At 68.5% G+C, this 13,800-nt stretch carries 18 protein-coding genes and 1 tRNA gene; 6 read left to right on the top strand and 13 right to left on the bottom strand.

All coding sequences use genetic code 11. The features are described 5' to 3' along the window. Positions 1–68: 68 nt before the first annotated feature. Positions 69–266 (top strand): hypothetical protein, encoded by a 198-nt coding sequence (locus C475_RS02515; RefSeq protein ID WP_006882185.1) that lies wholly within the window; start codon positions 69–71, stop codon positions 264–266. Further along, entirely contained in the window at positions 256–552 is a 297-nt protein-coding gene (locus tag C475_RS02510; protein ID WP_006882184.1) for a type II toxin-antitoxin system RelE family toxin, read from the top strand. The genes C475_RS02515 and C475_RS02510 overlap by 11 nt, the downstream gene beginning before the upstream one ends. A 319-nt stretch (positions 553–871) precedes the next feature. On the opposite strand, the gene C475_RS02505 is transcribed toward C475_RS02510, so the two are convergent. Further along, positions 872–946 (bottom strand) — tRNA-Arg (locus C475_RS02505). 118 nt (positions 947–1,064) lie between these two features. Here C475_RS02505 and thrC point away from each other — a divergent pair. Beyond that, positions 1,065–2,468, top strand: a complete 1,404-nt coding sequence (gene thrC, locus C475_RS02500) for a threonine synthase (protein WP_006882183.1) — start codon at positions 1,065–1,067, stop codon at positions 2,466–2,468. A gap of 73 nt (positions 2,469–2,541) precedes the next feature. Here thrC and C475_RS02495 read toward each other — a convergent pair whose 3' ends face one another. The 4 genes from C475_RS02495 to C475_RS02480 form a co-directional block, all read right to left on the bottom strand. Then, positions 2,542–2,931: a helix-turn-helix domain-containing protein gene (locus C475_RS02495; RefSeq protein WP_006882182.1), complete on the bottom strand. Its 390-nt coding sequence runs from the start codon at positions 2,929–2,931 to the stop codon at positions 2,542–2,544. A 77-nt stretch (positions 2,932–3,008) separates the two neighbouring features. Next, positions 3,009–3,242: a hypothetical protein gene (locus C475_RS02490; protein ID WP_006882181.1), complete on the bottom strand. Its 234-nt coding sequence runs from the start codon at positions 3,240–3,242 to the stop codon at positions 3,009–3,011. Positions 3,243–3,445: 203 nt separating this feature from the next. Further along, positions 3,446–3,727: a DUF5789 family protein gene (locus tag C475_RS02485; protein WP_006882180.1), complete on the bottom strand. Its 282-nt coding sequence runs from the start codon at positions 3,725–3,727 to the stop codon at positions 3,446–3,448. 164 nt (positions 3,728–3,891) lie between these two features. Then, on the bottom strand, positions 3,892–4,683 hold the full coding sequence (locus C475_RS02480; protein WP_152436310.1) for a DUF5518 domain-containing protein: 792 nt from the start codon (positions 4,681–4,683) through the stop codon (positions 3,892–3,894). Positions 4,684–4,855: 172 nt separating this feature from the next. On the opposite strand from C475_RS02480, the gene C475_RS23715 reads away from it, so the two are divergent. Genes C475_RS23715 through C475_RS02470 form a run of 3 tightly spaced genes read left to right on the top strand, consistent with a single transcriptional unit; the run spans position 4,856 to position 5,665 of the window. Further along, a complete protein-coding gene (locus tag C475_RS23715) occupies positions 4,856–4,999 on the top strand; it encodes a hypothetical protein (RefSeq protein ID WP_161625158.1) in 144 nt (47 codons plus the stop codon). Between the two features lie 31 nt (positions 5,000–5,030). Next, positions 5,031–5,261, top strand: coding sequence for an antitoxin VapB family protein (locus tag C475_RS02475; protein ID WP_006882178.1), 231 nt, complete (start codon positions 5,031–5,033; stop codon positions 5,259–5,261). After that, positions 5,258–5,665, top strand: a complete 408-nt coding sequence (locus C475_RS02470; protein WP_006882177.1) for a PIN domain-containing protein — start codon at positions 5,258–5,260, stop codon at positions 5,663–5,665. Before C475_RS02475 ends, C475_RS02470 begins: the two co-directional genes overlap by 4 nt. Positions 5,666–5,952: 287 nt before the next feature. On the opposite strand, the gene argF is transcribed toward C475_RS02470, so the two are convergent. The 8 genes from argF to argH all read right to left on the bottom strand — a co-directional run bounded on the left by argF (position 5,953) and on the right by argH (position 13,800). Further along, positions 5,953–6,840, bottom strand: a complete 888-nt coding sequence (gene argF / locus C475_RS02465; RefSeq protein WP_006882176.1) for an ornithine carbamoyltransferase — start codon at positions 6,838–6,840, stop codon at positions 5,953–5,955. Beyond that, the gene (locus C475_RS02460; protein WP_006882175.1) at positions 6,837–7,937 is read right to left on the bottom strand and encodes a [LysW]-lysine hydrolase; all 1,101 of its coding nucleotides are present in this window, start codon (positions 7,935–7,937) and stop codon (positions 6,837–6,839) included. Before C475_RS02460 ends, argF begins: the two co-directional genes overlap by 4 nt. Next, positions 7,930–9,063, bottom strand: coding sequence for an aspartate aminotransferase family protein (locus C475_RS02455; protein WP_006882174.1), 1,134 nt, complete (start codon positions 9,061–9,063; stop codon positions 7,930–7,932). The genes C475_RS02460 and C475_RS02455 overlap by 8 nt, the downstream gene beginning before the upstream one ends. Next, on the bottom strand, positions 9,060–9,932 hold the full coding sequence (locus C475_RS02450; RefSeq protein ID WP_006882173.1) for an acetylglutamate/acetylaminoadipate kinase: 873 nt from the start codon (positions 9,930–9,932) through the stop codon (positions 9,060–9,062). Before C475_RS02450 ends, C475_RS02455 begins: the two co-directional genes overlap by 4 nt. A gap of 14 nt (positions 9,933–9,946) precedes the next feature. Then, positions 9,947–10,996, bottom strand: a complete 1,050-nt coding sequence (gene argC, locus C475_RS02445) for an N-acetyl-gamma-glutamyl-phosphate reductase (protein WP_006882172.1) — start codon at positions 10,994–10,996, stop codon at positions 9,947–9,949. 16 nt (positions 10,997–11,012) lie between these two features. Further along, complete coding sequence (gene lysX, locus C475_RS02440) at positions 11,013–11,912, bottom strand: lysine biosynthesis protein LysX (protein WP_006882171.1); 900 nt, start codon at positions 11,910–11,912, stop codon at positions 11,013–11,015. 2 nt (positions 11,913–11,914) lie between these two features. Beyond that, on the bottom strand, positions 11,915–12,079 hold the full coding sequence (lysW, locus tag C475_RS02435; protein ID WP_006882170.1) for a lysine biosynthesis protein LysW: 165 nt from the start codon (positions 12,077–12,079) through the stop codon (positions 11,915–11,917). A gap of 215 nt (positions 12,080–12,294) precedes the next feature. Then, positions 12,295–13,800 (bottom strand): argininosuccinate lyase, encoded by a 1,506-nt coding sequence (gene argH, locus C475_RS02430; protein ID WP_006882169.1) that lies wholly within the window; start codon positions 13,798–13,800, stop codon positions 12,295–12,297.

The following is a 13,800-nucleotide window of genomic DNA, read 5'->3' as shown; positions in this document are numbered from 1 at the left end:
ATGTGGTCCGCCCACCGAAACCTTTTGATTGTAAGCGTTGTAAGGATTGCATACACAGGACGATACGCATGTCTAACGCCAGCAAACGAATTCCGGTCACGGAAGAGCGGTGGAAGGAATTAAACGAACTGAAGGGGGCGGGCGAGACGTACGACGACCTGCTCGGGGAGTTGATCCAGGAACACCAGCGGCGACAGCTCGCCGAACGAGCGAAGGAGGTCCGCGAAGCGGATAATGAAGAACTGACATCGCTCGATGAGCTATGAGGTCCTCCTCGCGGAGGAGGCCCGCGAGTACGTCGCCACGTTAGACGAGAAGAGCACACGCATCGTAAAAGATAATCTCCGAAAATTGGCGGACGGCCCGTATCCGAGACCTGATTCGGGGTCCGGTGACAAAGAGAAGCTGGTCATCGAGGGCGAGGAGTTATATCGACTACACATCGGGCGAACCCACACCGCGTTCTACGACGTCCTCGAAGCAGACGGGGAAGTCCGCGTGATCGAGATCGTGGATATCGACGAGGCACACAAGCGCTACGGGTTCGACTGAATGAGTGAGCGGTCGCGTTCGTTACCTCCTCGAAGTCGAGAGATCTTGTCTGACGATGTGGGATCTGGTTCACCGTTCTTATATTCTCAATTCAGGTTTAGAAGCACTCTATAGCCGAATTTCCACGTCTCAGTACTGCCACGGGCGCGGTGGGATTCGAACCGGAGGAAGACGGTCGCCCTCGCTATGCTCACGGGTCACTTCGTTCCCCGTTCGCCACGAGGCCTCGTTACACTCGCCCTCGCCCCGCTCGGGCGCTGCGACTTCCAGGGTTCGAATCCGTGGCCGCTTCGCTCGTCGCGTCCGCTCCTCGCAGAAGCGGGCGCGGTGGGATTCGAACCCACGACCGTCGGATTAGAAGTCCGACGCTCTATCCGGACTGAGCTACGCGCCCCGTGTGTCGGATTGGACGTGCGCGCGTAAAAAGCGGCCCGGGTTCCGACGCGGGCGCGGTCGCTGAGGCGACACGACAATCGGCCCTCTTTTGGTCGCCGGGCGACCAGACCCCTTCAATGAGCGCACACCTGGCCCTCGACGAGTCCGAGCCCGCCGTCGCCGACGACGGCGTCTGGCTCACCTGCATCGAGTGCGGCGAGACGTTCGCCCCCTTCGACGACGTCCGCTACACCTGCGACGACTGCGACGGCCTGCTGGAAGTCCGCTACGCCGACCTCCCGACGTGGGACGACTTCGGCGCCGGCGGCTCGCCCGAGAGCGGCCCCTACGGCGTCTGGCGCTACTCGGCGGGGTTGCCCTTCGAGGAGGGCGTCTCCCTGCCCGAGGGCGGCACGCCGCTCCACTACGTCCCCAGCATCGAGGAGGAAGTCGGCGTGAACAACCTCCGGATCAAACACGAGGGGATGAACCCCACCGGGAGCTTCAAGGACCGCGGGATGACTGTCGGCGTCCGCGTGGCCAAGGAGGTCGGCGTCGACCGCCTGGCCTGCGCCTCCACCGGGAACACCTCCGCGGCGCTGGCGGCCTACGGCGCCCGCGGCGGGATGGAGACGCTCGTGCTCCTGCCCGCCGGCAAGGTCGCCGCCGGGAAGGTCGCCCAGGCGAGCCTCCACGGCGCCCGCATCCTCGAGGTCGACGGCAACTTCGACTCCTGTCTCGACATCGTACAGGACCTGGCCGCCCGCGGCGAGGCGTACCTGCTCAACTCGCTGAACCCCTTCCGCTTGGAGGGCCAGAAGACGATCGGCCTCGAAATTATGGAGCGGTTCCACGCCGACGAGGGGACCTACCCCGACCGGATCGTCCTGCCCGTCGGCAACGCCGGCAACACGGCCGCGCTGTACAAGTGCTTCCGCGAACTCCGGGAGGCCGGCGCCATCGACGAGTCCGACGTGCCCAAACTCACCGGCGTCCAGGCCGAAGGCGCGGCGCCGATGGTCGAGGCCGTCGAGGAGGGCAACGACGAGGTCCGCCGGTGGGACGAGGTCGAGACGCGCGCGACCGCCATCCGCATCGGCAACCCCGTCAACGCCCCGAAGGCCCTGCCGGGCATCCGCGAAACGGGCGGCACCGCCGTCGCCGTCTCCGACGAGGCGATCACCGAGGCCCAGCGCGATTTGGCCGAGGAAGGCGTCGGCGTCGAGCCCGCCTCCGCCGCCTCGCTGGCCGGCCTCCGCAAGCTCCGCGACTCCGGCGAGGTCGACGCCGACGAGGACGTGGTCTGTCTCACGACCGGCCACCTGCTCAAAGACCCCGACGCCGCCTACGAGGCCGGCGGCGACCCCGAGCCCGTCCCCAACGACACCGAAGCCGTTCTGGACCACATCGACGACGGGTCGTCGGTCGGCGAGACGGTCTGGCGACAGGCGTCGAAGGCAACCAGCTCACCGCTGCTCCCGCTGATCCTCGGCGGTCTGGGCGTCGCGTATCTCTACCGGAAACTCCGCTCGGAGAAGTAGTCGTCCGAGCGGGTCGAGACGCGTCGGCAGTCGCGCGCGCTGGGACGAGCGCCACACCGGACTATCCGACCGATCAGATGTCTTCCTCGCCGAACTCGTCGATGCGGTCGTGGACGTAGGCGGTCCACTCGTCGAGCGTGTCGTGCATCAACTCGCGGGCTTCGGGCATGGGCGTCGCCGAGTACTGGTAGACGTGGCCGCCGCCGTCGAGCAGCCGTCGCTCGCGCTCGGCCAGCCCCTTGTCGCGGAGCGTCGACAGCGAGCGGTTGACGTTGCTGCGGTCGCGTTCGAGCTGGTCGGCCAGTTCGGCGACGGTGCTTCCGGGGTGGTCCTGCAGCGTGAGGAACGTCCGGACTTCGTGCTCCTGGACGTTGAAGACGCAGGCGAGCACGTCCGCGAAGCCCGGCTGCTCGTCGAGCATCAACTCGCGAAACCGCTGGGGCGAAGGGTCCGCCTCGACCATGGTGTCGGTCCCTAGGCACCCCCACCGCTTAAACGGAGGCGGTGGCCGGGGGCGGTCCACCCCCGCCCGCGGGCCGGTCACCGACTGTAGCCCTGCTCGACGAGACAGGTTCGCATCGCCGACTCGGTGTCGTGTTTGTGCAGGCGCGTCGGCGTGTCGCAGTAGAACGTCTCGCCGTCCCAGCGGAGCGTCACCTCGTGGACCGAGTCGAGAAACTCCGTGCGCAGGCGGACGTGCCCCGCCGACTTGATCCGGTCGAGTAGTTCGTCGGCGTCCAGCGTCCCGGCGTCGACGACGGGCGGGTCGGCCATCGTCACCCGCTACGACCGTCGCGACAATTAGTGTTCGCTGCGGTCGCGCGGCGGTCACACACTCGCCGGCGCGTCGCGTCTACCCCGTCCCGGTGTCCGTATCCACCGCGGACCGAACCACCCGTCCGACCCTCCGCGGATGCCCACCGCGGCCCCACCCGTCTCACTGCCGGCCGGCTATCCCGCCGCCGGGTCCGCTCGGCTCAGTGCCAGTTGCGGTGGGGGTGGGGCTGGTTGTCGCCGCGGTCGTCGTAGTATTTCAGTCCGATAAAGGAGTCGTCGAGGTTGCCCATCAGCGCCGTGTACACGTCGTCGGCCGACTCGTAGGTCCCGACGTTCGACCGGGCGAGGACCGTCCCGACCGTCGTCGTGTCGCCCGTCGGCGCCTCGATCTCCACGTCGCCGACCCGGTCGGCGACCGTCGCCGCGTCCGTCGGGTACTCGCACGATTCCGTGAACAACTGTTGGGTCTCTGTGATCCGCATCTGTACGTCACGATTATTCTACTGCATTATAAATCATTAGGGTAAGTGAGTGTCAATCTCTTACACGGTATCGGGGTGTCGTTCTGGACGAACGTGGACGGCGGCCAGAGAGAACTGAAGAGTGCGGTGGCGCGAGCCGGTCGGTGTGCCCGTGGGGGGAACGCTCAGTCGGCGGTCGACTCGTCGCGCTCGGGTCTGTCGTCGCCCAGTCGCCCCTCCTCGCGTTCGCCGCCGAACTCGTCGGGTTTGTCGGCGTCGCGGTCGCGGAGTTGGCCCCCGAGGTACCCGCCCAGCGCGCCGAATCCACCCGAGAACAGCGCCGTGAACAGCAGCGACACGAGGACGACGCCCACGACCAGCAGCGCGACGCCGACCGCGTCGGCCCGCAGGGTCCCGACTGCGACGCCCGCGGCCACGAACAAAAGCGCCACCGCCAGCGGCAGGACCGACAGCAGTCCCGACAGCGCTCCCACCCGCGTCGCGCTCGTCCGCTCGTTGCGGTGGAGGTATCCGCCCGCGAACCCGCCGAGCATCGGCGCGAACGGCAACAGGAACGAGGTGACGGCCGTCACCACGCCGCCCGCGGCCGCGTCGGTCCAGGTGTACGTCGGATCGGCTCCCGCCCCGGACGCCCGGGCGCGCTCGCGCCGCCGATGCGCGACGAACGCCGCCGCCCCCGCCCACGACAACAGCCCCGTCACCACGAGTCCGATCCCGCTCCAGCGCGCCGTCGCGAAGCTCACGTCCACCAGCGCCGCGTCCGTGAACACGTCAGACACGATCATCCCCTCGGCGACCAGCTCGGCGATAACCGCCCGGTCGGCCGCCACCGCCAGCGCCGCCCCGCCGAAGCCGACCGCCAGCCCGTACAGCCCCAGCAGTATCGGCACCGCCCAGTCCACGACTCGCCGTGCCCGTCGCTCTGTGCTCCCGCTCGCCGATCCGTGCTCTGTCACGGTCGATTCCATCGAGGCCATACGATATCTTGGTCGTGGGACAGCTTGACCACCGACGATCGTTCTCGGCGGTCGAGACGCCTTACCAGTGATAATCCGAGCCTATGGCGACGCGAGTTCGTGGACACGGCGGCTTCCGTTCACATGAGGAACAGCTTCACACACCTGTGAGATGAACGTCATCTGCATGATCGACGTGCTACTGTATGCGCTGGTCGTCCCGGCCGCCATCGCCGGGTCGGTCACCGCGCTCTTCCTCCACGAGGCCGCCCACGCCGCGCCGGTCCTGCTCGCCGCTCTGGCGCCCCAACCTTGATTCGCGTCGAGCGTCAACGCTGTCAACGAGGATGTCACATCAGGTCCGACTCGAAGACCACGTGTACGAACGAATCAAGGCCACCAAGCGTGACGACGAGTCGTTCAGCGACGCCGTCGAACGGCTCATCGGTGGTCGATCGCTGCGCGATCTCCGCGATGTCTTCGACGAGGATCAGGTCGACGAGATGCGCGAGGCCATCGAGGCAGCCGACCGGGCCGACCGTGACGAGGTTCGGTCGGTCGCCGACCGATTCGAATGATAGTCGATACGAGTTTCGTCCTCGACGTCATCGACGATGTCGACGCGGCCGTCCGGAAAGAGCGGGAACTCGAAGCCGAGGGTGTCCCGCTCGTGATCCCGGTGACGACGGTGCTCGAACTCTACATCGGCGTCGGCAAAGTCGCGAGCACCCGGGAAGAGCGCCAGCGAGTGGAAGCGGTCCTCGACTCGTATCCGGTCGTGGATACGACGCCGAGTATCGCTCGCCGAGCCGGGCGACTGCTCGGTGAACGCCTGGCCGACGCCGACCACGGGGAGGGACCCGGAATCGGCAAAGGGGACGCGACGATCGCCGCCACCGCACTCGAACGCGACGAACCCGTCCTCGCCGGGGACAGCCACTTCGGGAACATCCCCGGTGTCACGCTCGAAACGTATCGGTAGCGCTCCGCTCGCTGCGGGCACCACTCGTCGAAAAACGTGGGCGAAAACGCCGCTCGCTCCCGCCGGTCGCTCGCGGTACTCAGTCCTGCTCGGCAAGCCACGCGAGCAGCCCTTTCTGGGCGTGCAGGCGGTTCTCGGCCTGGTCCGGCAGCCACCTTTTTGCTGGCGGGGTTTCCTCGCTCACTGCGCTCGCTGCGGGAACCCCGCCAGCAAAAACGTGGGTGAAAAAGCCGGACGCTCCCGTTAGTCGCGTCCGGAGAACCGCACTCGCTCCGCTCGCACGGACGTTACTCCTGCTCGGCAAGCCACGCGAGCAGCCCTTTCTGGGCGTGCAGGCGGTTCTCGGCCTGGTCCCAGACGATGGCGTTGTCGCTCTCGACGACGGCGTCGGTGACCTCCTCGCCGCGGTGGGCGGGCAGACAGTGCATCAGCGCGCGGTCGCCCAGCAGCTCGGGCGTGATCTGGAACCCCTCGAAGGCGTCCAGTTTCTCCGCGCGCTCGTCCTCTTGGCCCATGCTGACCCACACGTCCGTGTACACCACGTCCGCGTCGGCGATGGCCACCTCGGGGTCGGTCGTCGTCGCCGGCGCGGTCCCGAGCCCCTCGGCGCGCTCGAGCACGCCGTCGTCGACGCCGTATCCTTCGGGGGTCGCGACGGCCAAGTCGAGCCCGGACATCGCCGCGCCGAGGACGAACGACTGGCAGACGTTGTTGCCGTCGCCGACCCAGGCCACCGTCGGGTCGTCGAAGTGCTCGCGGATCGTCAGCAGGTCGGCGAGCGTCTGGCAGGGATGGGCGTCGTCGGTCAGCGCGTTGATGACCGGTACCTCCGCGTACTCGCCGAGTTCGACCACGTCGGCGTGGTCGTAGACGCGCGCCATCACGAAGTCGACGTAGCGACCGAGCGCCCGCGCGATGTCCTTCACGGGCTCGCGGCCGTGCAGGCCGATGTCGTCGGGGCCCAGGAAGACGGCGTGGCCGCCCAGCTGGGTCATGCCGGTCTCGAAGGAGACCCGGGTCCGCGTCGAGGGCTTCTCGAAGATCATCCCGAGCGTCTGGCCGCCCAGCAGGTCGCTCGCGCCGTCCTCGCGGTAGTCGGCCTTGATCGCCGCCGCGCGGTCGAGGACGGCCGCCAGTTCGCCGGTCGTGAGGTCGTCGACGTCGAGGAAGTTCATGATTGGAGTTGCTCCGTCGCGGTCTCCAGGACGGCCACGGCGCGGTCGTACTCGGCGAGCGAGACGTGCTCGTCGGGCGCGTGGTCCAGGTCGGAATCGCCGGGCCCGTAGGTCACCATCGGACAGTCCCACTCCTGTGCGTACACGTTCATATCACTTGTGCCGGTCTTGCGCAACAGGCGGGGGTCGCCGCCGACCTGTCGGACCGCCGCGCGGAAGGCCCGCGCCGCCGCAGTCCGCGGGTTCATCATCACCGGCTCGACCGCGTCGTGCCAGTGGACCGTCCCGTTGGTGAGGTGACCGTCCGCGATTTCGCGGATCTCCTCGGTCGTGTACTCGGGCGGGACGCGCAGTTGCACGTCGGCCGTCGCCTCGACCGAGAGCCCGTCGTCGCTGATCCCGCCCTCGAAGCTGATGGGCTTGGCCGTGACGCGCTCGAAGACCGGGACCCAGTCGTCGTGGTCGAACTCCTCCTCGACCGCGGACCACCAGCCGATGGCGTCCTGGATCGCGTTGTTCTCCGGCCGCGAGGAGTGCCCGGACTCCGACGTCGCGACGTACGTCCCGCCGAGCAGGCCCCTGTACCCGAGCGTGATACCGTCCCAGCCCGAGGGCTCGCCGTTGATCACGGCGCCGGGCTCGGCGTCGCGGTCCGCCACGAGGTGGCGGGCGCCGCGTGAGTCGACCTCCTCGCCGACGACGCCGACGAACGAGGCGCCCGTGCGGACGGCCGCGACGGCCATCGAACACAGCGGCCCCTTCGCGTCGACGCTCCCACGGCCCCACAGCTGTTCCTCGCCCTCCTCACCCTCCTCGACGCGCACCGGGATGTCGCCCGGAACGGTGTCGATGTGGGAGGTCAGGAGGACGCTGTCGTCGGCCGGCGCGCGGACGTTGCCCACGTCGTCGACCCACACCTCGCGGTCGTGTGCCTCGAAGAAGTCGACAAGTACCTGTGCGGCTTCTTCCTCCTCGCCGGTCACCGACGGCGTGTCGACGACATCGATCAGGAGTTCGCGCGCTTGCTCGTCGACGGGCAGGTCGGGCGTCGGCTCCTCGCCGTCGCCGCCGCCCCGCTCGCCGGCGCTCTCACTCATCCCCGACGACCTCCGCCATGGCGTCGACCACCTGGTCGACCTCGTTCTCGGTGACCGTCAGCGGCGGGAGGAACCGCACGACCGTCCGCCCCGCCGGCAGCGCGAGGATCTGGTGGTTCATCGCGAGTTGCTTCAGCGCGCGGTTGGCGCCGCGGCCGACCTCGACGCCGACCATCAGCCCCTCGCCGCGCACCTCGCGCACATCGTCGCCGATCGCCGCTTCCAGTTCTTCCTGCATGTACGCGCCCACGTCGCCGGCGTGCGTGGGAACGTCCTCGTCGACGATGGTCGAGACGGTCGCGCCCGCCGCCGCCGAGATGACGGGGCCGCCGGAGAACGTCGAGGCGTGGCTGCCGTAGTTGTCGGCGATCCACTCCCGACACAGCGTCGCGCCGACCGGGAAGCCGTTCCCGAGGCCCTTCGCCGCGGTGATCATGTCCGGAACGACGCCGGACTGCTCGGCCGCCCACAGCGAACCCGTCCGCCCCATCCCGGTCTGGACCTCGTCGAAGATGAGCGCCGCGCCGGCGTCCTCGGTTTCCTCGCGTGCGCGCTGGAGGAACTCGGCGGAGGCGGGGTTGATGCCGCCTTCGCCCTGGACCGGCTCGACGAGCACGGCCGCGGTCTCGTCGTCGACCGCCTCGGCGAGCGCGTCGCCGTCGTCGTAGGGGACGAACTCCACGTCGCCCATCAGCGGCTCGTAGGGCTTCTTGTACTTGCTCTTCCAGGTCGTCGCCAGCGCGCCCATCGTCCGGCCGTGGAAGCCCTGCATCGTCGCGACGATCTTCGAGTTCCCGGTGGCCGAGCGAGCGAACTTCAGCGCCGCTTCGTTGGCCTCGGTCCCCGAGTTACAGAGCCACGTGTAGTCGATGGGGTCCGGCGCGGTGTCGGCCAGCAGGTCGTACAGCGCCGTCCGCGAGGCGTTCGGGTACGAGGCCTGCACGTAGGTCAGCTTCTCGAACTGTTCGGTCACGGCGTCGTGGACCGCCTCGTGGCCGTGGCCCAGCGGGACGCAGGCGTAGCTCGCGCCGAAGTCGAGGTACTCCGTGCCGCCGTCGTCGTACAGTACTGTGCCGTCGCCCGCCTCGATCTGGATCGGTTTCTCCGAAAAGACGAATCCGCTCATTGTGAATCCTCCGTGGTATCCGCGTGACCGCTCGCAGCCTCCGAAAGCGCCGATGCGTGGACGTGCGTGCCGCCGCCGTCGAGCGCCGACAGGATGGGGTCGTCGGCGTTGGCGTCCGCCACCACCACTTCCTCGGCACCGCCCTCGATGGCCTCCTCGATCGCCATCACCTTGCGCTCCATGAACCCCTCGGCGGCGTCTTCGAGGGCCGCCCACTCCTCGCCCGTCTCGACCGACTCGATGAGGGTCTCGGGGTCGTCGGGGTCCGCGTAGATGCCTTCCACGTCCGTCAGCAGCACGAGCGTCGCCTCGACCGCACCGGCGATGTGGGCGGCCGAGCGGTCGGCGTCCGTGTTGACTGGCACCACTTCGTCGTCGTCCATGCCGGCCATCGGCGGCGACGCTACCGGCGTGTAGCCGTCCGCGAACAGCGTCTCCAGCAGGTCCGCGTTCACCTGCTTGATCGTCCCCGAGTGGTCACCGCGCCTGATCTTGCGCGTGCCATCCTCCAGCACGCGAACGGCGGACTTGCGCGGGCCGTACAGGAGCTTGCCGTCCACCCCGTTCAGCCCGACGGCGTCGACGCCCTGGCTCTGGAGGCCCGCGACCAGTTGCGTGTTGAGATGGCCGAACACCATCTCGAACACTTCCATGGTCTCGGCGTCGGTGAACCGGCCGACGACGCCCGACGGCGTCTCGACGTACTCCGGTTCGATGCCGAGCCGTTCGAGCGTCTCGTCGACGGCCGTCGAGCCGCCGTGAACCACGGCGACCGACTCGTCTCTCTCCTCGGTAAGCGTTGCAACGTCCGCCAGAGCGCCCGCGGGGTCGACCGCGCGGGCGCCGCCGATCTTGACGACTGTAGTCACGAAAAATCACCTGCTCAGGGGGCGCCGACCGGGTGGAGGCCCCCGAACTCCAGCCCCGCCGTCTCCTCGATGCCCAGCGCGACGTTGGCGGCGTGGACCGCCTGCCCCGCCGAACCTTTCATCATGTTGTCGATCGCCGAGAAGACGACGAGGCGCCTGTTTCCGGGGTCGAGTTCGAACCCGACCTCCGCGCGATTCGTCCCCGCGACCGCCTTGGGCTCGGGGTAGCGATACACCCCGCCGCCGCCCGCGACGAGCTCGACGAACGGCTCCTCGCCGTACTCGCCGCGGTAGGCTCCCCAGAGGTCTCCCTTCGAAACGGGCTCGCCCGGGAAGACGTGACAGGTCGCGCTCGCACCGCGGATCATGTCCACCGCGTGGACGGTGAAGGACACGTCCAGGCCGAGGAACTGCTCGATCTCGGCCTCGTGGCGGTGACCCGTCGGCGCGTACGGGCGGACGACGCCCGAGCGCTCGGGATGGCTGGAGGCCTCGCCGCCCCCTGCCCCGCCCTCCGAGGAGCCGACTTTCACGTCCACCACTATCTGCTCGTCGCCGGTGAGGATGCCCTCCTCGACCAGCGGCTTGAGTCCCAGAATCGTCGCCGTGGCGTTGCAGCCACCCGACGCGATGAGGTCCGCGCCCGGGAGTTCGTCCCGTGTGAGTTCGGGCAGCGCGTAGACCGACTCGTCGAGCAGTTCCGGCCGGGAGTGCCCGTCGTACCACTCGTCGTACTGGTCCTCCGTGTCGAGGCGAAAGTCCGCCGAGAGGTCGACGACCGTCTCCGCGGCGTCCCGGAACTCGTCGATCTGCTCCATCGAGACGCCGTGGGGCGTCGCCGCGAACAGCGCGTCGACGCTTTCGAGGTCCTCCGGCGAGGAAAAGCGCAGGTCCAGATCGCGGAGGTTCGGGTGGGCGTGGCCCACCGTCTTGTTCTCTTTCGAGCGGCTCGTGGCCTGGACGACCTCGAACTCGGGGTGGCCCGCGAGCAGGCGAAGGAGTTCGCCGCCCGTGAAGCCCGTGCCGCCGACGACGGATGCGGTGTAGGCCGCGTCGTCGCTCATGCGTTCGCCTCCCCCGTCATGTCGCCGCCTCTGCGGTCTCGCTCTCGCCGGCCTCGGCGGTGGTCTCCAGCCAGTCGACGACCGTCGCCGGCACGTCGACCTCGGTGACCTCGTCGAGCGCCTTGAACTCGACGGTGTGGTTGACCTCGTGGACGGTGTAGCCCGAAGGCTCGCCGTCCTCGCCGACGCCGGTCTCCATGAGGTCGATCCCCAGGAGACCGCCGCCGACCGCGTCGCTGGCCTTGGTCACCAGTTCCTCCATCTCCGGCGTGATCTCGATCTCCGACGTCTCGGCACCCTTGGCGGCGTTGGTCAGCCAGTGGTCCGACGAGCGGACCATCCCGGCGACCGGCTCGCCGTCGACCGCGACGATACGGATGTCCCGGCCCGGCTTGTCGACGAACTCCTGGATGTAGAAGACCTTGTGCTCGTAGTGGCCCAGGGTCTCCTTGTGTTCGAGGATCGCCTCCGCGGCCGACCGGGAGTCGATCTTCGCCATCAGCCGTCCCCACGACCCGACCACGGGCTTGAGGACGCACGGATAGCCGAACGCCTCGATGCTCTCGAGGGCGGCGTCCTTCGTGAACGCCACGTCCGTCGCGGGCGTCGGGACGCCGGCCTTCTCCAGCGCGAGGCTGTTTTTCACCTTGTTCGCACAGACCTCGGCGGTCTCTGCGCTGTTGACCACCGGGATGCCGTAGGCGTCGGCGAACTCCGTGGCGTACAGCGAGCGGCTCGTCGCCAGACAGCGGTCGACGAGCACGTCGACGTTCTGCATGTCCTCCGGGGGCTCCGAGAGCCCGAAGCGCTGCTTGCGTACGTCGACCTTGACGACCTCGTGGTCGCGCTCACGCAGCTCGTTCAGCAGGAGCTTCTCGTCCCGGCGGATCCGGGAGTAGAGGATGCCGACCTTCACTCTCACTCACCCCAGTCCTCTTCGAGCTCGGGTGCCGTCTCGAGGACTGGAGGTTCGGTGTCGACGACTTCGAGCTCCGCACCGCAGGTGCCACAGTCGACGATCTCTCCTATCTCGATGCCGTCGTGCAGGGTTACTTCCGCCCCGCACTCGACGCATTCTGCCATCGTAGTCCCTACTCACCCTGCTATCTACTTAAACGCTTCGAACCTATCAGACAAAAATAGTTACGCGGACTCGACGCTAAGCGCGTCGCGGGCCCGATTTCGTGGACAGTCCGTTCACTGTATCAGTTTTATGTTAGTTCCCCTCGCGGGGTCGTGGGAGCGGCTGCGGTCGGTGGTGTGGGTCGGTCTGAAGGTGGTCACCCGCGTCTCGCCGCTCAGACATAGTCGGCCACCTCCGATTCCAGGTCGTCCAGCGCCGTCGCGACCGCGTCGCTGCGCTCGGCGACCGCGTCCTCGTCGGTCGCGAGGCGCTCGCGGGCCTCGTCGATCTGGGCCGCGACCGCTTCGGGCGCCGGCCCGCCGGCCGAGTCGCGCATCGCCACGCTCTCGACGGGGTCCAGCGTCGCTTCCAGCGTCTCCCGGTCGACGTAGGCGGTCAGCGGTTCGCCCAGTACCTCCTCGGCGGCCGCCTCCAGCGCCGCGATCTCGGGGGCGTCCTGGCCGGGATCCAGATCCTCGGCCACCGCCGCCACGACCTCGTGAGCCGTCCGGAAGGGCACGCCCGCCATCGCCAGGCGGTCGGCCACGCCCGTCGCCGTCGAGAACCCGGCGGCGGCCTCCGCTTCGAGCACGTCCTCGTGCCACTCGGCGGTCGTCAGCGCCCCCGTCGCCACCTCCAGCGCAGGCGGCACCGAATCCACCGCGGTCCACGCCGGCGGCGTCGCCTCCTGCAGGTCGATGTTGTACGACCGGGGCAGCCCCTTCAGCGTGGTCAACAGTTGCTGGAGCGCGCCCTGCGCTTTCCCAGCGGTCGCGCGGACGATCTCCAGTGTGTCCGGATTTTTCTTCTGGGGCATGATCGACGAGGTCGACGCGTAGTCGTCGCTGATCTCCAGGTAGTCCCGGCCGCTGTAGACGACCAGATCCTCCGCCAGCCCCGAAAGCGTCGTCGCCAGCGTCGTCAAGGCGCCCGTCGTCTCGACGAGGAAATCCCGGGAGGACGTGGCGTCCATCGAGTTCGCGACCGTCCCGTCGAAGCCGAGCAACGCGGCGGTGCGGTCCCGATCCACGTCGAAGGGAGTGCCGGCGAAGGCCGCCGCACCCAGCGGCGACCGGTTCGTCGTGTCGAATGCCGCGAGCAGCCGTTCCGTGTCGCGGGCCAGTGGGCCCTCGTAGGACAGGACCCAGTGCGCGACGGTCACCGGCTGGGCGTACTGCAGGTGTGTGAATCCCGGCATCACCGTCTCGGTGTGTGATTCGGCGGCGTCGAGCAACTGCTCGCGCGCGCCCACGACCGCCTCCAGCGCCTCGAACAGATCCGCACGGAGGCGGTAGCGGATACAGGTCGCCACCTCGTCGTTGCGCGAGCGGGCGGTGTGCATGCGCCCGCCCTCGGGACCGACGCGCTGGATCACGGCGGTCTCGATGGCCTCGTGGACGTCCTCGGCGTCGGGCAACTCGCCGTGGCCCGCCGCCTCCACGTCGTCCAGGGCCGACAGGATCATCGCGGCGTCCTCGTCGTCGACGATCCCCTGCTCCGCGAGCATCACCGTGTGGGCGCGGTCGACCTGCAGGTCCGCCGCGAAGATGCGCTCGTCGGCGGCCAGCGAGGACATGAACCCGCGTGCGGGACCGCCCGAAAAGCGGTCCCGGCGGATCGCGGTCCCGCCGGTAGCGGCGTCGCCCTTGTCCGCGTCGGGGGTGTCCTCGCCGTCGGTCAT

This window comes from Halosimplex carlsbadense 2-9-1 (assembly GCF_000337455.1).
GTDB lineage: Archaea > Halobacteriota > Halobacteria > Halobacteriales > Haloarculaceae > Halosimplex > Halosimplex carlsbadense.
This window is presented reverse-complemented; position numbering and strand designations above follow the sequence as displayed.